Raw genomic sequence first — 26,459 nt, forward strand, 5'->3', positions numbered from 1 at the left:
ATATGGGTATTTTCTTTTGTTTTAATGTTCGATTTTATGTATATGTTAAATGTCTAGTTTTACTTTTTAAGACTTCATCTTTTAAGGTTCTTTTTTTATTGGGCTTTTCTCATTGGGGACGGCCTCAACATGATCGCCATTAGGGACCCTTTTAAAAAACCTCCCTATTTAGCACCTTTCATAAGGCCCATCCTAGGGCCTGTACAACTGTACTACGTAACGTCATACGGTATCAGCAAGGCTACTATATAGGGGGATTTGGAGAATTGGATTGGAATAGTATATTATATGATCAATATTCCAATTAGTGTCGAATAGTAATAAATATCAGCATCAGCCCCGATACCCTACCACACACACCCTCATACCCAGCTCATGTTTGATAAGTACCCTGTTCACCCCCATTGGCTTAAGACGATCAATCTTGATTTCTTAGAAGGGTATTTATGACTCCGAAAGGCTGGGTGCTAGATTTAGATTGATAGACAAAAAAGGGTCCGCATTACTTTACATAATGAATGCTGACCCTTTTTATTACGAAGATCCTCAGAATGAGAGTCATTCTTTAAAGCATTTTATTGATTCTTCTCATAAAGTCTTTCATAATGGTGGATAATTTCCCTTTAGCTTCCTTCATCGAGCTTCCTTGAACACCGAAATAAAATTTAATTTTAGGTTCTGTTCCCGAAGGTCGTAAACATACCCATGTCCCATCTTCAAGAAAGTATTTTAATACGTTCGATTTTGGGAGCTTGATGTCCTCTTCTCTATTTGCCCCAAACATGTATTTTTTCCTGCTGAGATAATCCTCTTGAACCACTACTTGATGACCAGAGATTTGATCTGGTGGATTTTCACGGAATTCATTGAGAATTGCTTGAATTTGCTTGGCACCTTCAATTCCTTTTAAAGTCAACGATTGCAAACCTTCCAAGTAATATCCATATTTATTGAAAACATCCAGTAAACCTTCGTACATCGTTTTGCCTTGCTTTTTGTAATAGGCACAGACTTCCACAGCGAGAATAGTAGCCTGTATGGCATCCTTATCTCGAGCAAAATCTTTTATTAGATATCCATAGCTTTCTTCATAGCCAAACAGAAAAGAATGTTCTCCACTTGTGTGGTATTCATTGATTTTTTCAGCAATGAATTTAAATCCAGTTAAAACATCTACGGTTTTTAAACCGTTTTGCTCAGAAATCGCCCGTCCTATTTCTGAAGTCACGATGGTCTTTAATACGACTCCATTTACAGGAAGGGTCCCTTTCTTTTGTTTTTGTGAAATTAAATAATCTAAAAAGAGAGCTCCTGTTTGGTTTCCTGTTAATACGACATAATCTCCAGCATTATTCTTCACGCTAATTCCGAGCCTATCCGCATCCGGATCAGTAGCAATCAATAAATCAGCGTCGACACGGCTTCCTAGCGCGATGGCCAATTCAAAAGCAGCATGTTCCTCTGGATTGGGCACTTTAACAGTAGGAAAGTTAGCATCGGGAAGTTCCTGCTCTTTAACAATATGGACATTTCGATATCCTAGATCATGTAAAGCACGTTTTACTGATTTATTGGCTGTACCATGAAGCGGTGTAAACACGAGCTTTACATCGATTTCATCTGCTAACTTTGGATCTTCCGGAATAGTGAGCAAATGCTCATTATAAGCAGTATCCAGCTCCTCCCCAATGATTTGAATGAGCCCTCTGTCCTTTAGGATTTCTTCTTCCTCCACTACAATAGAAAGTTCACTTTCAATCGCGTTCACGTAATTAATGACTTGATCCGCCGCTTTAGGAGATAGCTGTGCCCCGTCTGATCCGTACACTTTATACCCATTATATTCAGGCGGATTATGGCTTGCTGTAATGACGATACCGGCAAATGCACTTAGCTTACGTACGGAAAAAGAGAGCTGTGGGGTAGGCCGTAATTCATCAAATAAATAAGCTTTAATTCCCTTTGTTGCCAAAGTCTTGGCTGCTTCCAAAGCAAATTCGGGAGACTTATGTCTTGAATCGTAAGCAATTACGACTCCTCTGGATTTTGCCTCGTTTCCAAACGATTGAATATACTCCGCAAGTCCTACAGTTGCTTTTCGCACGGTATAAATGTTCATCCTATTCGTACCTGGACCAATTTCCCCTCGCATACCACCGGTCCCGAATTCCAAATTTTTATAAAAGGCGTCTTCCAAAACTATCTCATCATTCTTCATTTCTTCAAGCATTAAACGCATTTCATTATCTAAATTTCTGTAACTTGTCCAAATAGTATATACAGACTTCCAGTCCAAGAAAAAACAGCTCCTTTCAGACTCTAGTTTTGCTTCGTTTGGCACGTCTTCGCTCTTTACCCTTAGTAAACATTGTAGGCTCTCAATTGAGTATGGGGTCGATCTAAAAGCCATCGTTCCTAAAGTATCCAATACGAAATCATTTTTAGTTTCCTGTGTAGTTATCCATCATGCAACAGAGTTGTAGAATCGCCTAATATCCTCCCTCCCAAAGTAGGTTGGTTCATACATATTCCCAACCAATACTTTGGTAAGAGCGTCAATTATTCTTTGGAAGAAGAGCGAAAATCGGCTGGTTTCGAAAAAATTCAATTGCGAATTCTTGAAAAATTATATCGGGATCCATATCTTCTGGCAGCTGATTGATCGGAAAGAATTGTACAGCACTTCCTTCTTTAACATCAGGTTTCAAGGTCCCTTCGATAATTATTCTCCTAACTCCATAAGTTCCCCCTGTTAAAATGACTGGCCATTTTCCCACAAGCTTGCATAAATCTTCAATATATCCCATGTCACTCCCCATTCTGCTTAAATGATAACTATTGGGTATCCAGCTTTTTTTCGAAATGATAAATTTTGTTTTTTAATTTTCCTTACTTGATTTATTTTTTCTTTTTCTTTTTCTTTTTTTTCTTTTTCGTTTGCGTTTGCGCTTCCGTTTGCGTTTGCGTTTCCGTTTGCGCTTCCGTTTGCGTTTCCGTTTGCGTTTCCGTTTGCGTTTCCGTTTGCGTTTCCGTTTGCGTTTCCGTTTGCGTTTCCGTTTGCGTTTCCGTTGTATTAACGAAAGAATATAATCTTTGTTGCTCCATAATTTGTTTATTGACATCAAATTTTTCTTCAATGACTCTCCGTGCTCTTTCCGTATAGTCGTTCCAAATCTCTGGATGTTCTAAAAAGAATTGTATGCCTTTCGCTAACTCAATATCATTTTTTTCTGGAGCTAGGTATCCTGTTATCTGGTGTTCAATCAATTCAGGGATTCCCGCATGTTGAGTGGAAACGACAGGTAAGCCGCTAGCCATGGCTTCTTTTAAGGCATTAGGAATGCCTTCGATATCACCATTTTTAGCAGTCTGACTTGCAAGACAGAAGATATGAGCTTTTTTCAATTCGCTCGAAACTTGTTTTGAATCCATAGCTCCTCTAAGAATCACAACATCTTTAAGGTGAAATTCTGTAATGACCGATTTAATTTTTTTCTCATTTTCACCTGCTCCAATAATATGCAGTCTAGCATTTGGATATTGTGTATAAATCCGTTTAAATGCTTTTATAAGAGTAACAAATCCTTTTTTTTCTACAAGTCTACCTACAGATAAAACTCTTATTTCGCCTTCTATAGGAAGAGTGGGGGTAGAATAGGCGAAAAGATCTAATTCGATGCCACCATATAACACATGAATTTTTTCATCCGGAATTCCTAAATTCCTTAATCCTTCTGCAAGATATTGGCAAACAGAAAAAAAGTGTGCACCATGTTTTATTAATGATGAATATCGCTCAGCATTCTTTTCGAAAATTTCTGGTCTGTCAGAACCATCACGTCCTCTAATGCTAACAATTAAAGGGATATTATATTTTTCACATACAGGCAAAATTTCTTGTCCGTGTTTTCCGTGATGAGCATGAATGGCTATGATATCTTGTTCTTTGAAGAAATTTTCTAGATCTATAATCTTGTTTATATTATAGTAGTTTTCAAAGGGAAATTCTGTATGATTGGTATTGTCGAATGGGCCGATTACGATTGAGCGATAGTTACTTATTTTTACGATTTGATTATATATAAAACGTTGGTGTGTTTTAATGTTTTCACTTACAAAATAAGCAATGGTTTTCATCCCACCTCAGTCCCTTTATCAAGAAATTCATATTTGCTCTTCTCACGTTCTGCTAAAACTAATAGTTCTTGATAGTTGCCTAATTTTTTTATTTTTCCTTGTTCAACAATTTGTTTCACTTGCTTGTGAAATTCATGAGGGAACATAGAATCAGCTTTATAAATGTCTTTGTATGATAGGTCTTCAGAACAAACATTAAAGTAGTTTTCAAACAGAGGATTTAATTTGAATAGAGGATCTTTTGTAGAATTACATGTAAGGGACGTCATAAGAAAATCTGACAAATTATACTCCTTAAGAACTTCCAACGGAATTTTCATATTTTCAGGATTCAAATTACTTTCTCCTTTTAACAAATTTTTAATTAATCTTCTTTACTTGCATATAATTCACCCATTTACCATCTCTTTTTTTTGATTTTGGGTTTTTACTCATTAAATTTTTAATTATATGGAACTGGTCAGCCATGTACACTTCAAATCTACTAATATCGGTTCTGTCTCCATAAATCGTTTTCCGATAGACATTTTCTGATTTTCAGCATTTCATGAATGGCATCTGTTATTTGACCTTTCATCACCAACTACGGGATTTATTTTTTCTAAATAAGAAAAAATAAATGGTGTCAATGACAGCAAAATTTGAAGGTGGTTCGATCGATGGTTTTCAGCGTTATTGAAACTTCACCTACACCAATATTATATTTTCCCATTCTGCAACACTGTAGTTTGACAACAATTGTTTTCCAACTTCACCTATGCCGAGTTTTTTTCCTCAAGGCATGACGCCATTACCTCATCTTTTGTTTCATTATCAAGTTGAAGTGATTGATATTTTTTCATATCACTGACTGATGCAGAGATTCCATCATTATTTTTTATGACTAATATCCCACTTAGTAAAATTCACTACTTCTTTTTCCTTATTTATTGTACTTATTGTACCAATTCACAAAATGAGTTAAACCTTCTTCTATTGTTGTTGAAGGATAGAACCCCACATCAGCATGCAAATCGGCAATATCTGCATATGTCTCCTTAACATCTCCCGGTTGCATTGGTAAGAATTCTATTTTTGCCTTTTTGCCAATTAGTTCTTCCAATGTGTTAATGAAATCCATTAATTTTATGGGCTTATTGTTACCGATATTATAAATTTTGTATGGGGCATAACTTGAACTTGGATCAGGATTAGCTCTATCCCATCCAATATTACAAACCGGTGGTTTATCAAGTAATCGGATTATTCCTTCAACAATATCATCAATATAAGTAAAGTCTCTTCTCATATCTCCATTATTAAAAACCTTTATTGTATTCTCTTCAATAATATTTTTAGTAAAAGAGTAATAAGCCATATCAGGTCTCCCCCATGGACCATACACCGTAAAGAAACGGAGTCCTGTGGTTGGAATATTATATAAATGACTATACGTATGAGCCATTAATTCATTTGACTTTTTAGTGGCAGCATATAAACTTACTGGATGATTCACTGGGTCTTTGGTTGAGAAGGGGATATTAGTATTTGCTCCATATACAGAACTTGAGGATGCATAAATTAAGTGCTTTACATTATTTTGTCGACAGACCTCTAAGATATTTACAAACCCAACTAGGTTGGAATTAACATAAGAATCCGGGTTGTCTATGCTATAACGCACTCCAGCCTGAGCTGCTAAGTTGATGACTATATCAATGGTTCTGTCTTTAAATAATTGATTTAATTTTTCTTTATTCAACAAATCCATTTTATGGAATTCGAAATCAGGGTTTTCTTCTAATATCTTTAGTCGATTGTTCTTTAAAAAAACATCATAATAATCATTAATATTGTCTACTCCTATAACATTGATATCTTGAGCTAACAATCGTTTTGTTAAATGGAAACCAATGAAACCTGCAGCCCCTGTTACTATAATGTTCATATTATTATTCAATCCTTTCTATACAATAGGATTTTGACACCTTTCTGGAACACTGAGTAAGCATTAGTATTTATATATATATTGATACTTTCGTTCAATAACAGAACAGTGTTCATTATGACGGATATAAAGAGGAAGCAAACTCAAAATCTTCATGGGGGAGAGACTTACGTTTTATTCGTAATCCACCAATAATGACATGATATCCTTTTTCGCTTTAAGCCTTATGAGTTTTCCACTCTTATACCCGCTGTGAAATAGCACCTACGAATGAAGTTTATGCGAAAAAACGATCTTGGAAACCGTTGAATGCAACATCACCATAGGTTTTGATATGCTCATTTTTTGTGATAACTAAAACTTCAACAAATAGGAGTAATACCTTTTTAAATTTTTCCGTTAGGATTCCAGTTACATAACTATGACTATACAAGTGTATTATCATTTTCAGTTAATGGGATTGGTGTTTTAGTCCATTCAGCATACGTACCAGGATCTAACGCCTTCACTTGTTCTAGAAAAGAATCTAAAAAATTTCTTTCTCGCAGGTCTTTAAATAACTCGAGAGGTCTTTTTTGTTCACGTGAAAACGAGTACACATGGTCGACTAATTTAAAACCATTCCTGGTTATAATAATATGCCGTAATGGGGCATCAATTTGTTTGAAACCTGATTTTTCCATTGTTTTTAATATAAAGAGTAAGCGTTTTGTTATGTCCTCAGATAGTGCAGATTGTTTTTTTAGAAACGTATTTAAATCTGGTCCTAATAGATATTCCATTAAAATATAATTTGGTCCTGTTTCAAAGACTTTCGGGATAAAAGGCAAGTCTTGACTTGATAAAAGAACCATTTTTTCCTGATTTGCATGTTCAGTTTTTCCGTAAAGTTTGACGCATGTGTCTTCAGACACTCGATAAACAGCACCTTGATGCCCTTTTCCAATGAGTGTTTGTGTTATTGCGCTATCCACTTTCACTCCATTCCCTGACCCTCCTGAGAGAACTGGAATGTTTCTATAGTCCAAACTATTTTGATTGAAATAATCCTCCCACTCATTGAAGGTGTCCGGTTCGAGCTTTTTCACTTGGGTTAAGAACGAGTCCTTTAAAAGGATTATTTTTAAATCCCTTAATAATTTTAATGGTACAGGATGCATTCTTTTAAAGGAATTTACATGGTCAATCACCTTAAGTTCCTCATTACCAACGACAAAAATATGGCGTAGGGGGGCATCTATCATGGTGAATTTTGCTTGTTTTAATTCCCTTAATATATAGAGAAGTTTCTTAACTATAGAATCAGGGATATACGTACAATTTCTCAGGTATTCTTTTAAGGTTGGAGCATTAAAATATTCCATGACGATATAGTTTGGACCTGTTTCATATACCAAAGGCATAAAGGGTAGATCTTTTCCTGCTTTAAGTGCTTCTTCCTCCATTTTTGCTTGTACTGGGTCTGAATAGATTTTTACACATTTATCTTCTGAAAGTTTAAATACTGCACCTTGAGCACCCATTCCAATCAGCGAAAAGGTAGTGGGATTGTGAATTTCCAAAGATTTTTCACCTTTGGTTACAGTAATGTTTTTAAAATTCTCCATGATCTCCTCCTAACTGCTCATCTATGGCCGTCTGTTGAAATTGTTGAAACTGTTGCATTTTATTAAGGGCTTTTTTTACTTTTTCGGCTTTTTGACTTTTTTTTTCTTTTTTACGAGTTGCCGTTGTTTCATCATTACCTTTAGCCTTCTGTTGAATTTTAGCTTTTTTGTCATTTTTATTAGATGCTACAAGTTCATCTTTGACCTTATCTTTAGTCTGCTGTTGAAGCTGTTGAAACTGTTGAAGCTGTTGGAGCTGCTGAAGCTGTTGGAGCTGCTGAAGCTGTGGAAGCTGTGGAAGCTCTTGAAGCTGTTGGAACTGTTGGAGCTGTTGGAGCTGTTGGAGCTGTTGAAGCTGTTGAAGCTGTTGGAGCTGCTGAAGCTGATGGAGCTGTTGGAGCTGCTGAAGCTGCTGAAGCTGTGGAAGCTGCTGAAGCTGTGGAAGCTCTTGAAGCTGCTGAAGCTGCTGAAGCTGTGGAAGCTGTGGAAGCTGCTGGAGCTGCTGGAGCTGCTGGAGCTGCTGAAGCTGTGGATGCTCTTGAAGCTGCTGGAGCTGCTGGAGCTGCTGGAGCTGTGGATGCTCTTGAAGCTGTTCAAGCTCTTGAAGCTCTTCAAGCTCTTCAAGCTCTTCAAACTCTTCAAGCTCTTCAAGCTCTTGAAGCTGCTGAAGCTGTTGAAGCTGTTGCATATAAAAAAGGGCTTTTCTGGCTAAATCGGATTTTTTTCTAGTCGCTAATGTTTCGCCATCATACTTACCTTGCAGTTGAGGCTGTCTAGTCTCCTTAAGGGTTTCTATATCTATTTGGCGAGGTGTTACTGAAATTTGTTTACCTACTTTATAAGGGGCTACAAGTTCATCATAAAATTCAGCTTGTTGTTGAAGCTGATTGACGAGGTTAAAGTTTTGTTCTATTTTTTGACGAGCCGCCACTGTATATGTTTCCCATCTCTCTCTGTTAGTTAGCATAAATTCAAGGGCCTCTGCCAATTCATCTACATTGTTTTCTTGTACTAAAACCCCCTCTTTGTTATTTGTTATTAATTCAGGGATGCCGGCATGATTGGTCGAAATCACTGGTACCCCAATCGCCATAGCTTCTTTTAATGTATTAGGTATTCCTTCTACATCTCCATCAGCAGCTTCTAAGCTCGCGGCGCAAAATATATCTGCATTGGTCATTTGTTCTCGTACTTGAGCTTTAGGGAGATGATTTAATAAACGAAAAGAGTCCCCTAAATTAAGTTGATTTGCCAAAGAAATGAGATATTCTTCAAGCTCCCCTCTTCCGATGATCGTCAGGGTTGCATTTGGAAATTCACCTCTGATTTTTTGAAAAGCTTGCATTAAGATGTGATGTCCTTTTTTTTCCACCAACCTACCGATGGATAAAATGTTTTGAGAGCCCCATTTATGTGGAGTCCGGTATTGGAATTCGTTAAGGTCAACGCCCCCATATAGCACTCTAATTTTTTCTGAAGGGCAACCCCAAGCAATTAACCTATCAGCTAAATAATGACAAACTGGAAAAAAACGCTCACCTCGATCAAATAGCATTTTCATGTTTTCTAGATAGCCAATGGGCTGTTTAGCTAGGGTTGCATCCCTGCCTCTAATACTTGTTACCAACGGAAGGTTTGTTTCCTCTTTAAAAGGAAGTAATAACATCCCTAATTGACCATGGTGAGCATGTAATAGGGAGATATTATTTCTTTTCACATATTCTTTTGGTGAGAAAATTTCATTGAGATAATGAACCTTCTCATTTAAAAGGGAAAGATCAGTCATATACTTAGGTTGTCGTACCATATGAATATAATCATAATCAGGAACTTCTCGAATCTGTGAGATATATTGGGTCGGGTCAACTCTTAAATTCAAATGCATAACTGTTTGCAATTAAATGTTCTCCTTTCAAGCAAAGTAAGCAAACTTCCTGGACCTTTTCAAGTATATTATGCAGGACCCCATAGGTACGCATGGACTAATAACATACAGTAAAGCTAAATGGCAGTGAGTATGCGTTTGCCTAATATAAAGGGGATGTAAGAAGGTGCTATGACACAAGATTATTTGCAAACAATGATAATAATAAAACATGTTAATAGTTGACGTTAATCTATGGCTCTAATGGTCGATGAAGTCTATTCAAAGAAATATAAAAAAGCACCCAAGAATTATCAAAGGTGCTGCATTGCCAATTTATCCGCCTATAGAATAACAACTCCCACTTTGAATGGTTAAGTTAACCTAATATATGTCTTTAAAAATCATGTTCGAGTTAATGAAGTGTTAGAAAATGTTTTCGCTTTATGTCATACCAATAACAATTGCTGGTCTCCCTATTGGATAATATTCAATTTTCTTACACGCCCTGATTCGATCTTCTTCAAGACAGTTTCTACCATCAAAAACGATCGGTTGTCTCATTGTGTTCATCAATGTCTCCAGATTTAAATTTCTAAATTCATTCCATTCGGTAACAATAAATACAGCATCCGCATCTACTGTCGCTTCGCTGATTGAGCTTGCAAATCTAATTGTATCCCCTAATATGTTTTTCGCATTATCTATTGCAACCGGATCATAAGCTACCACTTCTGCTCCAAGTTTGTTTAATGAACGCGCAATTTTGATTGATGGCGCTTCCCTCATATCGTCTGTCTCTGGTTTGAAAGCAAGACCAAGCATTGCGACCTTTTTCCCTTTTAAATCCCCAAAGCGATTTATTGCTTTAGTTACAAGGAGTTCCTGCTGAAAATCATTAATCGCTACTGTTTCTTTTAACATGGAAAAATGTACTCCATTTAATTTGGCAGTATGAAGCAACGCTTTAACATCCTTTGGAAAACAAGATCCTCCATAACCAATACCGGGCTGTAAAAAAGCTTCTCCAATCCTTTTATCTTTTCCCATTCCCTTTGCTACATCTTTAACATCTGCACCTACTACTCCGCATAAATTGGCAACTTCATTGATAAAGCTAATCTTAGTCGCCAAAAAGGCATTAGAAGCATACTTAATCATTTCCGCACTTCTTATACTTGTTAGTATAAATGGTACATTTAACGGACGATACATTTCTTGTACTTTCTTAGCCGCCTCATCATTTTCAGAACCGATGATGATTCGATCTGCTTGCATCGTATCCATAACGGCTGACCCTTGTCTTAAAAATTCAGGATTTGAAACCATATTAAAGGTGACCCTTTCGTTACAAAGCTCTTCCATAATTTTTTTAATAAAATCATTCGTACCAACTGGCACAGTACTTTTTATAACGACTACTGAACTTTGTACTAAGTTTGCAGCAATATCCTTCGCGGCTTGCACAATATACGATAAATCTGCTCCCCCATCCTCCATTTGCGGTGTTCCTACGGCAATGATGATAATCTCGGCACCATTTATTGCTTCTCGATGAGATGTTGTAAAAAGCAGTCTACCCGCTGCAGCATTTTGAGCAAGCAAATTCTCCAGACCCGGTTCATATATTGGAGAAATCCCTTGACGTAGACTTTTAATTTTCTGTTCATCCGTATCGATACAAATGATACTATGCCCTATTTCTGACAAACAAACACCAGTGGACAGCCCGACATAACCTGTACCCAAAACAGCTATTTTCATATTATTCAAGCTCTCTCTTTATAATCTGAAGTTTTTCTTTCTTATTTACATCCCTTAAATAGGAAAGTACCTCGTCTCTTATATCATCCCTGCGCAGAGCAAAGTCTATTGTTGCCTTAATGAATCCAACTTTATCACCAATATCATATCGGTTTCCTTCAAAGTTATATGCTAATACGGCCTGCTGCTTATTTAGCTCATTTATGGCATCAGTAAGTTGTAATTCATTACCATGTCCAACCGGAAGCTTTGATAGTGATTCAAAAATCTCAGGTCTAAAAACATAACGCCCCATTATCGCATATCTTGAAGGAGCCTCTTCCCTTTTCGGTTTTTCCACCAAAGATTCGATATGAAAAAGGTTAGGTTCAATCATTGTCCCTTTTGGCTTAATAATTCCATATTTACTGACATCCTTTTCCGGGACATTCTGAACAGCTACGACAGAACTGTTGCAATACTCAAAAACACTGATGATTTGTTTCAGACATGGTGTATTAGACATAACGATGTCATCCCCTAATAAAACAGCAAAAGGTTCATTTCCAATGAAGCTTTTAGCACAGAGAATTGCATGTCCTAGCCCCATCGGTTCCTTTTGACGGACATAATAGATATTTGCCAAGCTAGATATCTTCTGAACTTCCTCTAAAATATCGAGCTGATTTTTTCTTAAAAGTGCATCTTCCAACTCATAGGATTTATCAAAATGATCCTCTATTGATCTTTTTCCCCTACCGATTATGATAATAATTTCCTCTATACCCGAAGCTACTGCTTCTTCAACAATATACTGAATCGTTGGTTTATCAACAATCGGCAGCATTTCCTTAGCCTGAGCTTTAGTTGCAGGCAAAAATCGGGTCCCGAGGCCTGCGGCCGGAATAATGGCCTTTCGGATTTTCATAAGCTGCCTCCCTTTTGTCATTCATTTATCCTTTATATGCAATAGGACCACTTCCGGTCTAGTTAGTGGCCTAATTAGTCCATTTTTATTTAACAGGGTCTAGTAGGGCAAACATGTAACAATCCCAATCTGGCTTTGGCAGAGCCCCGCAACCTGTCGGTTAGTGTCAAAATAAAAACTCCATTACACTTTTATGCAATGGAGTTAACATGGTTTTGGTGTAATGGTCGATATACGTTTTGGATAAACGTGTGAGCTTTTTTGCAGTTCAGTAAACTAAACGATTTCCTGGTCAAGGAAGGCAAAACAAAAAAAACGTGATATGTATATCACGAAATGCTTTCAGGAGGTTATTGCTATGCCAAAAACGTCAAGAGTCCCTAATTATTTCCGTCCAGTACATCGCATTCCCCTAACTCAGGCCAACAGGCAGTTTAGGCTGCAGGGTTTGCAGGGTTTGCAGGGTTTGCAGGCGTTGAGTGTGTCAGAAATCATACCTTAAGAAATACATTTGGCTATTGATTTTACAAAGCCAAGAAGGAAGGAAATTGCCATGCTTCAACAGATCCTGCACCATTCCCGTCCTTCTGTCACCCTACGATACATAGGTATTACTGAGTAAAGAAACTGCACCTTTTTACAGTAGTATTGGTGGCGAATATACTAGTTTTCAAATAAAGAAGAAGGGGCTTTCTCAGCCTCTTCTTCTTTATTTAGTTTCATCTTCATTTTTATTACTACTATTGCTATTTGCTATAAACATTGCAATCTGGGCCTTTTTTTCTACATCTAAATCAAGTGTATCGATTATGCTAAAAGGCGATTTTAACAGGAGGGGTTGTGGTTGTGAAATCTTCGTTATTTCGTCTAAGATTTTATTTGAAGTTTGATCTTGTTGTTTAATTAACTGATTCTGAAGTTGAATCTGAAGTTCCTTCTGTTGTTGTTCTTGGAGTTGGAGTTGGACTTGAATATTTTCTAGTGGTTGTAAACGCTTCGTTATTTCCTGTAAGACTTTATTTGAATTCTCATCTTGTAGTTTAGATAACTTATCCTGAAGTTGAACCTGAAGTTCCTTCTGTTGTTGTTCTTGGAGTTGGAGTTGGACTTGAATATTTTCCAGTGGTTGTGAAACCTTCGTTATTTCGTGTAAGATTTTATTTAAAGTCTCATTTTGTTGTTTAATTAACTGATTCTGATGTTGAACCTGAAGTTCCTTCTGTTGTTGTTCTTGGAGTTGGAGTTGGACTTGAATATTTTCTAATATATGGTTAAAGTCAGCATACTTTTTATCATCTTTCTGACCCTTATTATATTTCTTCTTTTTGTCTTCCTTGTATTTATCTGTTTGATCATTTTTACCCATAAGGTTCCCACCCTTTTACATTTATTAGTTATGGATACACACTTGAATTTCATATTGTGTAGTAGGAAAAATCGTCATCTCAATTGACATAGTATTCACCGTTTATATTTCTAATAAATCACTTTCGTTGCGGAACCAGTTTAAGGACAATCGTAGATAGCTATTTCACCATTTCCTAGTGTTGTTATCGACATGAATATGTTGCGGTTTCCGATTATAATTACAGCAATGTTCTTGTTATTTATTGTATCGTCCACATTGATGGTGTACGCAGGAGTAGCACCTAACATACCAGAGGTGTCGGCAGTCTTTGACTCGTTATTTTCACAGTGCTACTCGGACAACTAGGAACCTTTAAGGTAGTTGCCGTAAAAAATTAATGCAGGGACAACAATTGATCCACCATAATCAATGAAGTTATTAGTTGGTGTGTCCTTAAAACAAATGAAGCTTTTCTCACTCAGAATTGATGCTGGGAGCGAGGTCTAATTCTTCAAGAGTAATGAAAGCCAAAAGAACGGTACATTCTAAGCAGTCTTAATCGAAATGGGTTGGTGTAATATTATGTATGTTTGGAAAAGACAAAATGATTCACCTTTTTTTTAGTTTAGGAAACTATACATAAGTGTATGGGTTTCCCATTTTGTTATTTCCATGGACAGAGATCTTTAATGGATAAACAACTATCACCATTCTTTCTATAGTTATTCAACATGCCTTTGAATGACTGAGCGTTGGTCACGTGTAAACGTTAAACTTATATCACCTTGTAAAAAAAATTCAAAAAAACCACTTTATAAAGGAAAAATCGTAATCCGTATGTAAAAATATAATTTTATCAATATTGTAATTTGTCCTTAAAACTGCCGTTTTTTACGTTCGTTAAAGTATATGAGACCAGGCTCGGATTTTGGACTTTCTTCGATTGACCACACAATAGATCCCTGACCTCAAAGGAAAAAAAATAAAATCTCCGAGACAAAGAAGGCAAAACGCAAAAAATTCGCGACATGTATATCGTGAATTGCTTCCTGGAGGTCTATAATTATACGAAAAACGTCTAGAGTCCTTACTTAGGAAGAGGCAGCCCCCCCTAATACTCCTACTCAGGCCTACCGTCAGTTAAATAAAACCGTCGAGTTCGTTGACGGCGGAACATATCGGCAACATACCTAAAAACGTTTGGCTATTGGTTTTACATAGACACGAAGGATATTGCCATACTACAACAGATTCTGCATCATTCCCATCCATCTGTCACTCTACGCTAAATAGGTATTACCGAAGAAGAAACAAAAAATGCACTAAAACATTTAGCGTATTCATTTTAAAAATAAAAATGCCGCATTCAAAACGTTCGTACAATGTAAACTAGTTTGTAATTTTACGAACGTTAAAAATGGTTCATGAGAAAAAGCCTCCGTTCCCGAACGTGCACATTTACGAACGGGAGTAACAATGCTATACTGCCCATTACGCAAATTTTATGTCTAAGAGAATTCCAACCTAAAAAGTCGAACTCCTTTACGTTAAGGAATCGACTTTTTTAGATTTTCATGCTTGTATAACACAATGGGTTTTGTGAGGAATTCATCATAAATTTCTTTGATGTATGCCATACTTGCACCGGTTAGAGCCTTTGCTGGAGCCACTTCCCCATTTTGTCATCCTATGGGATAGGTTTCCTATATCGCATTGAAATCGATATTTTTCTGCCAGTCTTCATATGATTCAGGATCGATTTTCTTTGCTTGTTCCAGGAATGTATCCAATAACCCCAATTTTTTTAAATCACGAAACATCTTCGGATTATATGGATCATTCATTGTGAGGCCATCTGAATGATCAATCGCTTTCAGCACATTTCCCTTTGTTACGACAAAATGTCCAATTGAGGTCTTGATTCTAATAAATCCAACTCTCTTTAGTTCCTTTCGAATCATTATGATTTGTTCTGTAACCGATTCGGGAATATCTTGCTTTCCTTTCAAATAATCTTTTAGATTGGGCCCTTTTAAATACTCCATAATTACATAGTTTGGTCCGACTTCATATAATTTCGGAACAATATTAGTTTCCTTCGCTGCTTCAAGTGCTTTCCCCTCTTTAGTTGCTGCATTTGGATTGACATAAATTTTTACGCAAATATCTTCATCAATCTGAAAAACTGCACCTTGACTTCCTTCCCCAATCAGTTTTAATGTGGTTGGATTATGAATAATAAGTTCCTTTTTACCGTTCTTTTCTATTCTCTCAACCTTTATTAATTTAAAATCATCCATCTAATCTTTCACCTCTTTCCTTCTTTTTAATAACGACAATCTATAATATGAAATCCTCGATTAGTTGCTTTAGGTTAATAACACTTTTTTACAAAATTAAGTCATACCCTCTTTTACAGGGTTCTAAGGACGAGAAGAAACCTATTAGCAATTGGTGCATAATTCTCTTAAGGCAAGCTTTTCCTAACATTTCTTCAGTGTCTTATGCTCATACACATACAATTAAGAACTTTACAAAAAAAATACAAATATATGTACTTGTCCGTTTCGAATCTTTTCTATTTTGCATTTACTATAAAAGAGGGATAACCAGAAAGGAAATGATTAGAAAGGAGACTTGTGATGGGCTACATTGAAGATTTACGTGCTCTCGTTGGGACTAGAGCTTTGATACTTACTGGTGTCACCGTTTTGGTTATCGATCAAAACAGCCGTTTTCTTATGGTACAATCCGATGAAATGTGGAAATTGCCAGGCGGCTTTATTGAATTAGGAGAATCTGCGGAAGAGGCATGCAGACGCGAAATTTTGGAAGAAACGGGAATCAACATCGGCAACCTTCAATTAATTGGCGTTTTTTCAGGGAAGGAATATTTTACGAAGCTGCCTAATGGTGATCAATACTTTCCAGTCAACATTGCTTACGTGACCGAAGACATACTCAGCGGGGATTTAAAACCTGATGATAAAGAAATACAAAAGGTACAATTTTTTAAATGGTCCGCCTTTCCGAAAGATTTAACTGAACGAGATCGACAAATATTTCAAAGTTTTATCGAAAATTTGATTTTAGGGGGAAGGAAGGGATTGAAATAGTGAAGACAATCGCTTTTTACATTAGAGAACCTATTAAAATAAATCAAGGATTTATGTACAATCAGATCATTATGTTGGATCAATATCGGCCTATTGTAATCGGCCCTTACCCAAATAGCGACAATGTTCAATATCAGTTTGAACATTATTATAATTTGAACGAAATTCAAGACCTTGGGGCCTTCTTTAAGGAGCAAAATGTAGTTGCGATTCACGCTCATCAAGGGAAACATTCCATCGATATTTTACCAACAGCTATCGAGTATGATATTCCTTTGATTGTGCATTTTCGAGGACGTGATTCATCCACTCAAACTTATAAGAGGTTTCGCAAAAATGTCCTCCGATATCAAAATTTAGTAAAACATGGAGCTGGTTGTTTTGCAGTTTGCGATTTTCTTGCAGATGAATTAATGAAATTAGGATTTAAAGAAGATAAAATACATGTATTATATGGCGGTCTAAATTTAGATTTATACCCATTTGTCCAACGTTCCCTACCTAAGGAAGGAGAAATCCGAATCTTGTCTGTAGCCAGACTTGTCGAGAAAAAAGGATTCCTTACGCTTTTGAAGGCCTTTCAACGGATTCATCAGGAATATCCCAGAACGACACTGCACATCATTGGGACAGGTGAAGATGAAGAGAAGATAAGAGTTTTCATTGATGAAAATCAATTAAACGAACACGTTTTTCTTAGGGGGCCAATGGATTCCAACCAAATTTCTAAGGAATTAAGAGATTCCCATCTCTTTTGCCTAGCCAGTGAAACGGGCGAAGATGGAGATGTAGAAGGGATCCCAAATGCATTAAAAGAAGCCATGGCAAGCGGTTTACCTGTCATCTCCACCTTTCATGGAGGGATTCCGGAATTGATTGAGCATAAAAAAACAGGATACCTTGTTCCTGAGAAAGATGATTTAAAACTGGCTCAAGGTATAAAATATTTCCTGAGTCATCCAAGAGTATGGAAGAGATATACCAGAAGTGCAAGACAGGTTATTGATGAAAATTTTGATTTGAATAAACAAATCATCGAACAACAAAGGCTATACAGCTTATTAGAAAAAAATAACGGAGTTAATTGAATTGGAAACCATGGGTCAGTCCAAATATCCAGTTGAGCACGTACAAACATTAATTGGTGGGGCGGTACATGTCATTCTTTTTAGCGATGGTAAAAAGTATGTAGTGAAATGAACGGTACTAATAACAGAGTCAAGTAAGTAGTAAATGAGTAAGTGGTCGGTAAATTAGCAATGTTCCTTCCTTTCTTTTATCCCCTTCTGACTTGTATATACCCCAGTCGAAGTCATAAAAAATACTTCTAAATTACATTCCAGAAAATATAAATTTAGTTCAGGATGCCAATATACTTGTTTATTTATCGAAAACAGTTTTGTACGAGATGAAGTATTTAAAGCTTTTCCATCCAAGATGTAAGAGAAAAATCACGATATACTTGCCGGAATGGTGGTATTCGACCTTAGGGTGAATAACATCGATTGGCCATAAGCATTTTCCTTCGAGTACAGCTTAGTGAAGGTAGCTATTTTGTCCATATGATTGATCATGGAACATGCTTTTCGGATGGATATCAGTAGTCTGAAAAACGCTTTCTCAGAAACTGAATCCCTTACCAAGAAACTTACCGACGCGCCTTCTATATGCTAAATGAAGAAGTTTTCACATCATTTGTATAAAAAATTTTATCCCTTCTAAACGAATTAACTATGAAGTTACCCTATCCATCCCTGTAGATTGGGGAGTCTCAATGGAGGAAAGTGAAGCGCTGTACAAATTTCTTGTAGAACAGAAAAGTCATTTACCGAATCTAATAATCTATTTTATCGATCAATACTAGAGCAATATGGTTAATAAAAAAGAAAAAGAGCTAGACAAATATTATTAAAGGAGACAAAGTGATATGACAAAATATCCAGTTCAATATGTACAAACATTAAGGGGCGGAACCGCACATGTCATTCTTTTCAGCGATGGTAAAGAATATGTCGTGAAGTGGTTCGATACTAAGAAAGGAAGAGAAAAAGAAGTGGTCAATGAATACCTGATCGGCAAATTGGCAGAGCTCCTTTCACTTCCCGTTATCCCATTTGATCTTGTATATATACCGGAAGAATTTATTAAGAAAACTCCTGAATTACAATCCAGTAAACTCAACTATAGTTCTGGATACCAATATGGCTGTGTTTTTATTAAAAACAGCACAGTTTTCGAGAATGTTAGAGAAAATCCTCCCACTAAGACGGATGTTAAAAACCGGGATATGCTTGCCGGTATAACGGTATTCGACCAATGGGTTAATAACTCTGATCGAGGTACGATGAATGTCATTTTGGAAAATCTCAGTGATGGCGGCTATTATGTCCATATGATTGATCATGGCAGAGTTTTTCCGGGACGTTATCAATGGTCTGCTCAAACGCTAATTGAAACACCGGTATATAACTACCATTGGCCTTTTTATAAATGGGCCTTCTCTCTTCTCGATGATCAAAAAGAGCTTACAACGTTTATAGAAAAAATAGTGAACTTGCCTAACAAATCGATCTATCAAGTGATCGAATCCATCCCTAAAGAGTGGAATGTGAGTACGAAGGATAGAGATGCTCTCTACAAGTTTCTTTTAGAACAGAAAATTAAATTGCCAGATATCGTTGATCGTATCATCCAGCATCATAGCAATCCAAAATAACGCTGGTTTTTCCACAGAAAAAAGTAACTCCTTTTTAGCATTAAAGGAGTTACTTTTTTTATTTATAAATCTTTCCATTCCATATAGGATTCGGGATCCATTTCTTTTAACTCTTTCAAGAACAATGGTAATAGACCCAACTTTTTTAAACCTTTGAATATCAATTCTGGCCTGTTTCGAATCCTTGTATAGGAGCTATAATGATCTATTACTTTTAATTCCTCTTCCTTAGTTACAATAATGTGGCGCAAATCGGCATCCAATCTGGAAAACTTTAAACGCTTCATTTCTTTTAGCACAAAAAGAATTTGCCTGATCAATTTTTCGGATAGGACCCCTCCAGATTCTAAATACTGGAATAAAGTTGGACCCTCAAGATATTCCATAATAATATAGTTTTGCCCCACCTCATAAAGCCGTGGAATAGCGGGAGACACCTGTGCAATTTTCAATACATTCCCCTCTATAACGGCATATTCTGGTTTTGCACAAATTTTCACACATTTGTCTGAAGAAATTTTAAAAACGGCCCCTTGCGCCCCCTTACCAATCATTGGAAACGACGTTGGATTTTTTATTACATCTACTTTTTTAATCCCTTCAGTAACACAGATAGATTTAAAGTCCTCCACTTTCGATCACTCCTTCACATTTCCTATCATATTATTACTTTTTATCCTTTTTTACTTTTTCTCTAAGTTTTCTTGAACAGCTCCGTAGTGGTGATAACAGGTGATTAACCTGCGTCCCCTTATCATTGTGCACATTGTGAAAGAAAACGTCTTCCATAAAGATTAGTGAAAGAATGGCTGATATAAAAATATTTTTTTGAAAAAGCCCTTCTATAATAGAAGGAAATAAATTCACGTAAGGATTTTGGTGAAAATGCACACATGAAAATCTATACAAAGAGACCTGTCCATATTGTGAGCTTACTATATTTTATGTAAAAGATTAGAGTTTGCTATAGTCAAGTGCCAGGTCAACAAGTAATGTTTAATTGTCAACCTCATATTACGAAGCACTGTTTGCAGAAATAAGAAACAGTTATATAACAACGTTCATGGTATAATTAATATAGAAAAACGCTTACAGAAATACGATAAACTAACTGTTCGGAAAATTCATTTTTTTGGGAGTCGATGAAAGTTGACAGTGGATAATAAAATATGTAAAGAACAAACGATTTTTAATCATATTGGAAATAAAATCAAAACGGAAGATAGAGAAATTAATGTGATTGCTAAATTAGAAGAACCTTTAATTGTAGTTTTAGGAAATGTTTTGAGTGACGAAGAATGTGACGGTCTTATTGAATTGTCAAAAGACAAAATGCATCGTTCCAAAATTGGAGTTACGCACGAAGTAAATGAGATAAGAACAAGCAGTAGTATGTTTTTCCAAGAAAATGAATATGACATCATTACCAAAATTGAAAAAAGGATATCAACAATCATGAATATCCCCATTGAACATGGAGATGGTATTCAAATTCTTAAATACACTCCTGGTCAAGAGTATAAAGCTCATTTTGATTTTTTTTCATCTTCAAGTAAAGCAGCAAAAAATAATAGAATTAGCACAATCATCATGTACTTAAATGATGTTGAGCATGGAGGGGAAACTTTTTTTCCAAAACTGAATTTTTCAGTGTCCCCGCGAAAGGGGATGGCTGTGTATTTCGAATATTTCTATAACAATAAAAACATAAACGAACTAACTTTACATGGTGGAGCGCCCGTTATCACTGGGGAAAAATGGGTTGCAACACAATGGATGAGGAGACAAAAATAGTCTGCAGCTTGATAATGTGTAAACGATAGACTTTAAAGGCCTCAAATTTAGGTACCAAATGAACAAAGGCCACCTTTTCGTTCATTTGAAATCTGTTTATTTCATATGGCCAAACGATGAAATCAAAAAAAGAATGATCAATAATCTAAATTAATAACAATGGTTCGGCCTTGAACTTCAAAATTCCCGAGCTCTCTTGATCCTAACAATCGATTCGCCTATCAAGGTTTCAAAACACGCTTTTACCCTAGGATTTTCGTAAAGTTTGATTTGAAAAAAATCTGCATGTATATAAACACTATTCATTTACCTTTGTTGCTCTTTCTAAAATTATCGTAATCAGTCTTAATGTAATGAAATACTTTAGCGTTGCCATTATGGTCTGGATGAGTTATTTTTAATAACCCTTTATATTCTGCTAATACTTCTTTATTGCTTGCCATTTTAGAAAGCCCTAATTTTTTACTATAATCATTTGATTGGGTAGTGGATTCAATATTGTAATTGTTTCTGATGTTTTCTTTTAATTTTATCAATTCATTACGTAATTCAATATTTTCTTTTAATAAATCCTTTGTTTCATTTTGTAATTCACTTTTCTCATTCTTTAGAATGGCAACTTCCTTTTTGAACATATCCCTTTGCTGAATCAATATTCTTTTTCCAGTCTCATGAAGTTCTTCGATTCCTTCTATATGCTTATCTTGAGCTTGTATTTTTAATTTTAATCGGTGTATGATTTCGTCCTTATTTTGATCTATACTATCATTTATAGCCAGCTTTAAAGCTGTGTCATTACTTATGTATCCAGTGTTCCTCATTCCGTTTCCCGCGTATTTAATCTTACCTTCACGAAGCCAGCGCTTAACAGTTTGTACACTATTACTTTCTGTTACTCCTGCATCTTTTAACATTTCAAAAGCTTGATCTGTGTCATCCATTATGTATCCAGTTTTTCTATTTCCGTTTCCTCCCTCATATTTAATCTTACCTTCACGGAGCCAGCGTCTAACAGTTTGTATACTACTGCTTTCTGTTACTCCTGCATCCTTTAACAGGTTGAAAGCTTGATCTGTGTTCACGTTGTTCCCCCCCCTTTCCCCTTATTAAGCAATGTAAAGTTACTTCAAATATATTAGCCTATTAAAAAGAATATATTTTAGAAAGAATGCGGCTAATTTGTATGTCAATGTTTTAAATAATAGCATAGCCATTTTCTAAACAAAGAACAAATAGATGAAGAATATATGACGAATATCACAGAGAGATAACGATAAGGTATCAAAGTTAAAAGTGTGGAACCAAAAAAAATTATCGGTAACTACGTAAATCATTATATCAATTGTGGAGTTCGGTTTTTAAGAGCAAAATATATACATTCAGATTGAATCCAGGATTTAGGGACAGTGAGAATGAACGCCTACATTATACATAAACGTGTTATCTTACATGCTATGCTACCGTGCGGGATGATCTTTGGCTGCATATGAAAAGAGATAAGACTCATACCTATAATTCCATAAGGAGTACCTCAAGCAAAACGTGGATTTACTACGTTAATGAAATTCCATTATTAAAAATCCCAATCTCTCAGTGATATAAATGAGAAATTGGGATTTATTTATTCAATAATACAGTTGCAACTAATAGTCACCAAAACTGCTGCTATTATTTGAACTAGGGAAAATTATTGTTGACCCTCTGTATAAATTTGAAAGGTTACACCGAATTTGTCTGATACAATCCCATAAGCAGGGCTGAAAAAAGCTTCCTGCAGCGGCATTTTCACTTCTCCGCCTTGTGACAAATTTTCAAAGATTCGTTTTGATTTTTCAATATCGTTTATTGAAATACAGATCGTGACTTGATCTCCAGATTGACTGGTTTGACCTGGAAACGTATCGGAAAACATGAGGTCCGTTTCCCCCACCTTTAACATTGCGTGCGCCACAAGATCCTTTGCTTCTTCTGGCAGAGGAAATTCCGGGTTTTCTGGCATTTCTCCAAAGGATTGATTAAACAGGACTTTTGCATCCAATGCTTTTTCGTAAAATTGGATCGCTTCCTTCGCATTTCCGTTCATCATTAAATATGGAGATAATCGCATGGTCATAATTAAATAGCTCCTTTTGCTTTATTTTTTTGCAAAACTTTCCAACCTTACTTTTGAACTGGTCAGTGGTAATAACACTATACCATTATTACCCATGATTGTATTTTATAATACGGAACGTGTGTTCGTCAATGAAATTTCACTGAAAACTATCAATTTTTTTGGTTTGTTAACTATTGAATTGAAATTCAAAGGTTATTGGTTCAACCTTACAGTATTGTCATTTCGCAAGGTATGTCACGTTAATGCAGTCATGGAAAACTTCTTTTGTACCAAAATCTGCTTTGATTTATTATCGGTTTTTCTAATCATGAAGCCATTTCAAACAAGAACAAGGTGAATTGAAAAAGGCATGACCCCAGTGATTGCCGGTTTCATGCCTCAAGATTGTCAAAAAAAGTGTTTAATTTTTTGTGCTATCGTTTATTAATATTAACTTGCTATCATTTCTGAATCTTGTCTTTTTTTAAGGTTAGGTAACTTAGAGTCTATAGATAGGAATCGGCTTCCATTCAATACTAGGTGAAGAGCAATAATCATAAGAACGAGATCCAGTTCGTACCCTGTACCTTCTCCATTCCCCATAAAACCTGCTGGGAATTTCACATACACAATTGCACCAGCCATGATGAATACAAGAAGAGCAGAAATTATTCTTGTTCCAAGACCTATAATTAAAGCAATTCCTCCAACCAATTCAATAATACCGACTACATAGGCCATAAATCCCGGAATGCCTATACTTTGAAACCATCCTGAAGTGTTATCCAATCCACCCTTGAATTTTGACAAACCATGCAAGAAAAATGAAATTCCCAACATAACTCTTAATAAAAACGTTCCGATCTCTTGTTTATTCATGACACATCTCCTTTTGTTTTATTTTACACTACAAAGTGTAGTGTAAAGTGGTAAAAAAATCAAGTGAAAGTCATCAGACAATCACTATAGTCATTCCCAAAAGTATAACCAAAACATAAATAGAAACAAAAATCGTGGTAGTTTCAGCCCTCAAAGGAATTGTTTTACGGGGATCAATTAATTGCTGAAGTCTATAGTTTACCGATTCATTGGAGAAATGGACAAGGACAGGCGATGATTTATCAGTGCAACCATGTTTAATTAATTTCAACAAAGCGGCACTTATGCCTAATTCAGTCCCCATTTTATTAATCGCACTTTCGTCGGCTGATAATTCACTTATTATTTTGTAATTTTTATGACACCATTTTGTCAGTGGGACAAACCATAACGCATCTGAGATCAACTGTAAAATGAAAATTACCAGTGGATCATATTTTTTTTGGTGAAAGGCTTCATGCTCTACTACCGCTTCTAGCTCATCAAAATCCAATAATTGAATTAAACCAGTACTGAACACAATGAAAGGCCTCCTGAAACCAAGCGTAAACGCAAGAGGTTGTTCAGCGTTCACAACTAAGATATCATTGTTGACCCGATTGAATGTTTCATTTATAGACCTTGTCATTTCAATGTTTTTGGAAAGAAAAAGCTTTTGATTAAACCTTCTGGATAAGAAATATTGCTCTGCAATCTTGAATAAGGTGCTCAATATACTATAGGATATTATTATACTTAGCAGGGTGACGACCACAAAGTAGTATACTGAATCTTCCTTGAATAAACTAAAACAAAATTTAAAAAAATTGGCTTTGATATTTACACCAAAAAAGATGTGTACCAAAAAAGCTCCCATTTGGCACCATACTACACAGGCAATTAAAAGACTCAGGCTTATCACAAAATAAGACTTTCTCTTCCACCTCATAATTTATCCTTTTTTAACGATTGAATTTTTTGTTCCAATTTTTCAATTAAACTTTGGTCAGCGTCTTTCATGGCATCCAGCATGTGGCTTATGACGGCCCCACCAAATTCATCCAGTAAATTCTCAGTCAGTTTCTTTGACTGCTCTTCTAAAAACTCCGCTTTGGACTGAACCGGGCGAAATAATGAAAGCCTTCCTTCAGACCTCTTTTCAAGAATGCCTTTTTCTACTAAACGATTCATTACGGTCATTACTGTGTTGAAATTGATAGGTTTGTCAAGTTCCAATGATTGCTGAACCGATTTAATGCTCTGTTCACCTTTATCCCATAAATATTCCATGATATTAGCTTCCAATGGCCCAAAGAAACGATTCAGTCCAACTTCATCATATTTAAAATTTTTAATATTCATCCTTTACCACCTCCCACTACAAATTGTAGTGGAAATCCTTGTTACAATCAAGTTTCATCCAGAAGATTAGTATCTCAGATTTCTCTAGATGACATTAATTGCTTTTCAAGACCCTATTGACCATACTTTACCAAGTTCTTCTGGTTGTCCACCTCTATTACACTCCACTACCTTTTTTCAGAAGCAAATGTTCATCCGTTCTTTTTTCCTTTTAAGCTGGGATCAAAATTTGCTTTCAAATTAAAAAATGAGCCTGTTGGAGGCTCGTTTCACTAATTAATAGTAACTCTTTGTGCAAGTTTCTCTATTTCATCAGAATTATAAAAATGATATCCTTTTGTCGTCGTTTGGGCTGCAGCGTACATTGCAGCAGCTACTTTGTTTGCTTCTATTGCACGATAAGGGCGTAAAGGGCCTACAAAGACAAATTTAGCAAAAGTACTTAGCAGCCCAGAAATCTTTTCACCTGCCCTGAATTCCTTGCGTTCTCCAAGAAGTAAGGAAGGGCGGAATATATGTACAGTATTCAATTCCAGGTGTTGAAGTGTTCCTTCCACATCGCCCTTAACACGACTGTAGAAGAACTTTGATTTAGAATTGGCTCCCATGGCCGTTATGACGAGTAATTTTTCAACATTGGATGTCTTCGCCATTTTAGCGGCTTCGATTACATAGTCATAATCTACTTTACGAAATGCTTCCTTCGTTTTAGCCTTTTTGATCGTTGTACCCAAACAAATGTATACATCTGAGACGTTGAACAAATCGGCATACTTGGATAAATTTTCGAAATCTGCAACATGTAATGTGCACTTGGGTTCCGTGAATTTCATTTCCCTTCTTGTCAGCAAATGGATTTCTCTATAAATTTTACTGTTACTTATTTCTTTAACCAACTGGGTGCCGACCACACCTGTAGCCCCTAAAATCAATGCCGTCTTATTAGTCATGATTTCCTTCTTTC

At 36.0% G+C, this 26,459-nt stretch carries 22 protein-coding genes; 4 read left to right on the forward strand and 18 right to left on the reverse strand.

Annotated features, from left to right (window positions below):
- Window positions 1-565: 565 nt before the first annotated feature.
- The 11 genes from NYE63_RS14565 to NYE63_RS14615 form a co-directional block, all read right to left on the reverse strand.
- Window positions 566-2,239 carry a phospho-sugar mutase gene (locus NYE63_RS14565; RefSeq protein ID WP_342605770.1) on the reverse strand — a complete coding sequence of 558 codons (1,674 nt, stop codon included), beginning with the start codon at window positions 2,237-2,239 and terminating at the stop codon, window positions 566-568.
- 316 nt (window positions 2,240-2,555) lie between these two features.
- Window positions 2,556-2,807, reverse strand: a complete 252-nt coding sequence (locus tag NYE63_RS14570) for a hypothetical protein (protein WP_342601623.1) — start codon at window positions 2,805-2,807, stop codon at window positions 2,556-2,558.
- 91 nt (window positions 2,808-2,898) lie between these two features.
- On the reverse strand, window positions 2,899-4,137 hold the full coding sequence (locus NYE63_RS14575; protein ID WP_342601624.1) for a glycosyltransferase: 1,239 nt from the start codon (window positions 4,135-4,137) through the stop codon (window positions 2,899-2,901).
- The gene (locus tag NYE63_RS14580) at window positions 4,134-4,472 is read right to left on the reverse strand and encodes a hypothetical protein (RefSeq protein ID WP_342601625.1); all 339 of its coding nucleotides are present in this window, start codon (window positions 4,470-4,472) and stop codon (window positions 4,134-4,136) included. Before NYE63_RS14580 ends, NYE63_RS14575 begins: the two co-directional genes overlap by 4 nt.
- 587 nt (window positions 4,473-5,059) lie before the next feature.
- Window positions 5,060-6,064: an NAD-dependent epimerase gene (locus tag NYE63_RS14585; RefSeq protein WP_342601626.1), complete on the reverse strand. Its 1,005-nt coding sequence runs from the start codon at window positions 6,062-6,064 to the stop codon at window positions 5,060-5,062.
- Between the two features lie 425 nt (window positions 6,065-6,489).
- Window positions 6,490-7,671 (reverse strand): hypothetical protein, encoded by a 1,182-nt coding sequence (locus NYE63_RS14590; protein ID WP_342601627.1) that lies wholly within the window; start codon window positions 7,669-7,671, stop codon window positions 6,490-6,492.
- On the reverse strand, window positions 7,658-9,568 hold the full coding sequence (locus tag NYE63_RS14595; RefSeq protein ID WP_342601628.1) for a glycosyltransferase: 1,911 nt from the start codon (window positions 9,566-9,568) through the stop codon (window positions 7,658-7,660). Before NYE63_RS14595 ends, NYE63_RS14590 begins: the two co-directional genes overlap by 14 nt.
- Before the next feature lie 411 nt (window positions 9,569-9,979).
- Window positions 9,980-11,299 (reverse strand): UDP-glucose/GDP-mannose dehydrogenase family protein, encoded by a 1,320-nt coding sequence (locus NYE63_RS14600; protein WP_342601629.1) that lies wholly within the window; start codon window positions 11,297-11,299, stop codon window positions 9,980-9,982.
- Window position 11,300: 1 nt separating this feature from the next.
- A complete protein-coding gene (galU, locus tag NYE63_RS14605; protein WP_342601630.1) occupies window positions 11,301-12,206 on the reverse strand; it encodes a UTP--glucose-1-phosphate uridylyltransferase GalU in 906 nt (301 codons plus the stop codon).
- A 709-nt stretch (window positions 12,207-12,915) separates the two neighbouring features.
- A complete protein-coding gene (locus tag NYE63_RS14610; protein WP_342601631.1) occupies window positions 12,916-13,572 on the reverse strand; it encodes a hypothetical protein in 657 nt (218 codons plus the stop codon).
- Window positions 13,573-15,257: 1,685 nt separating this feature from the next.
- Window positions 15,258-15,854 carry a serine/threonine protein kinase gene (locus NYE63_RS14615; RefSeq protein WP_342601632.1) on the reverse strand — a complete coding sequence of 199 codons (597 nt, stop codon included), beginning with the start codon at window positions 15,852-15,854 and terminating at the stop codon, window positions 15,258-15,260.
- Between the two features lie 342 nt (window positions 15,855-16,196).
- Here NYE63_RS14615 and NYE63_RS14620 point away from each other — a divergent pair, with 342 nt between their 5' ends.
- From NYE63_RS14620 to NYE63_RS14630, 3 genes are all read left to right on the forward strand, one after another.
- Complete coding sequence (locus tag NYE63_RS14620; RefSeq protein WP_342601633.1) at window positions 16,197-16,670, forward strand: NUDIX domain-containing protein; 474 nt, start codon at window positions 16,197-16,199, stop codon at window positions 16,668-16,670.
- Window positions 16,670-17,758: a glycosyltransferase gene (locus NYE63_RS14625; protein ID WP_342601634.1), complete on the forward strand. Its 1,089-nt coding sequence runs from the start codon at window positions 16,670-16,672 to the stop codon at window positions 17,756-17,758. The genes NYE63_RS14620 and NYE63_RS14625 overlap by 1 nt, the downstream gene beginning before the upstream one ends.
- 839 nt (window positions 17,759-18,597) lie before the next feature.
- Window positions 18,598-19,386, forward strand: coding sequence for a HipA family kinase (locus NYE63_RS14630; protein WP_342601635.1), 789 nt, complete (start codon window positions 18,598-18,600; stop codon window positions 19,384-19,386).
- 62 nt (window positions 19,387-19,448) lie between these two features.
- Here NYE63_RS14630 and NYE63_RS14635 read toward each other — a convergent pair whose 3' ends face one another.
- Entirely contained in the window at window positions 19,449-20,018 is a 570-nt protein-coding gene (locus NYE63_RS14635; protein ID WP_342601636.1) for a hypothetical protein, read from the reverse strand.
- Between the two features lie 517 nt (window positions 20,019-20,535).
- Here NYE63_RS14635 and NYE63_RS14640 point away from each other — a divergent pair.
- Complete coding sequence (locus NYE63_RS14640; RefSeq protein WP_342601637.1) at window positions 20,536-21,180, forward strand: 2OG-Fe(II) oxygenase; 645 nt, start codon at window positions 20,536-20,538, stop codon at window positions 21,178-21,180.
- Window positions 21,181-21,482: 302 nt separating this feature from the next.
- Here NYE63_RS14640 and NYE63_RS14645 read toward each other — a convergent pair whose 3' ends face one another.
- The 6 genes from NYE63_RS14645 to NYE63_RS14670 all read right to left on the reverse strand — a co-directional run bounded on the left by NYE63_RS14645 (window position 21,483) and on the right by NYE63_RS14670 (window position 26,445).
- A complete protein-coding gene (locus NYE63_RS14645) occupies window positions 21,483-22,262 on the reverse strand; it encodes a hypothetical protein (RefSeq protein ID WP_342601638.1) in 780 nt (259 codons plus the stop codon).
- 605 nt (window positions 22,263-22,867) lie between these two features.
- Window positions 22,868-23,293, reverse strand: coding sequence for a VOC family protein (locus NYE63_RS14650; protein WP_342601639.1), 426 nt, complete (start codon window positions 23,291-23,293; stop codon window positions 22,868-22,870).
- Window positions 23,294-23,725: 432 nt separating this feature from the next.
- Window positions 23,726-24,154 carry a DoxX family protein gene (locus tag NYE63_RS14655; RefSeq protein ID WP_063233687.1) on the reverse strand — a complete coding sequence of 143 codons (429 nt, stop codon included), beginning with the start codon at window positions 24,152-24,154 and terminating at the stop codon, window positions 23,726-23,728.
- 73 nt (window positions 24,155-24,227) lie between these two features.
- Window positions 24,228-25,082: a M56 family metallopeptidase gene (locus tag NYE63_RS14660; protein WP_342601640.1), complete on the reverse strand. Its 855-nt coding sequence runs from the start codon at window positions 25,080-25,082 to the stop codon at window positions 24,228-24,230.
- Complete coding sequence (locus NYE63_RS14665; RefSeq protein ID WP_342601641.1) at window positions 25,079-25,495, reverse strand: BlaI/MecI/CopY family transcriptional regulator; 417 nt, start codon at window positions 25,493-25,495, stop codon at window positions 25,079-25,081. The genes NYE63_RS14660 and NYE63_RS14665 overlap by 4 nt, the downstream gene beginning before the upstream one ends.
- Window positions 25,496-25,767: 272 nt before the next feature.
- Window positions 25,768-26,445 carry an NAD(P)H-binding protein gene (locus NYE63_RS14670; protein WP_342601642.1) on the reverse strand — a complete coding sequence of 226 codons (678 nt, stop codon included), beginning with the start codon at window positions 26,443-26,445 and terminating at the stop codon, window positions 25,768-25,770.
- Window positions 26,446-26,459: the final 14 nt, after the last annotated feature.

It is taken from the genome of Peribacillus sp. FSL E2-0159, from assembly GCF_038643155.1.
Lineage (GTDB): Bacteria > Bacillota > Bacilli > Bacillales > DSM-1321 > Peribacillus > Peribacillus simplex.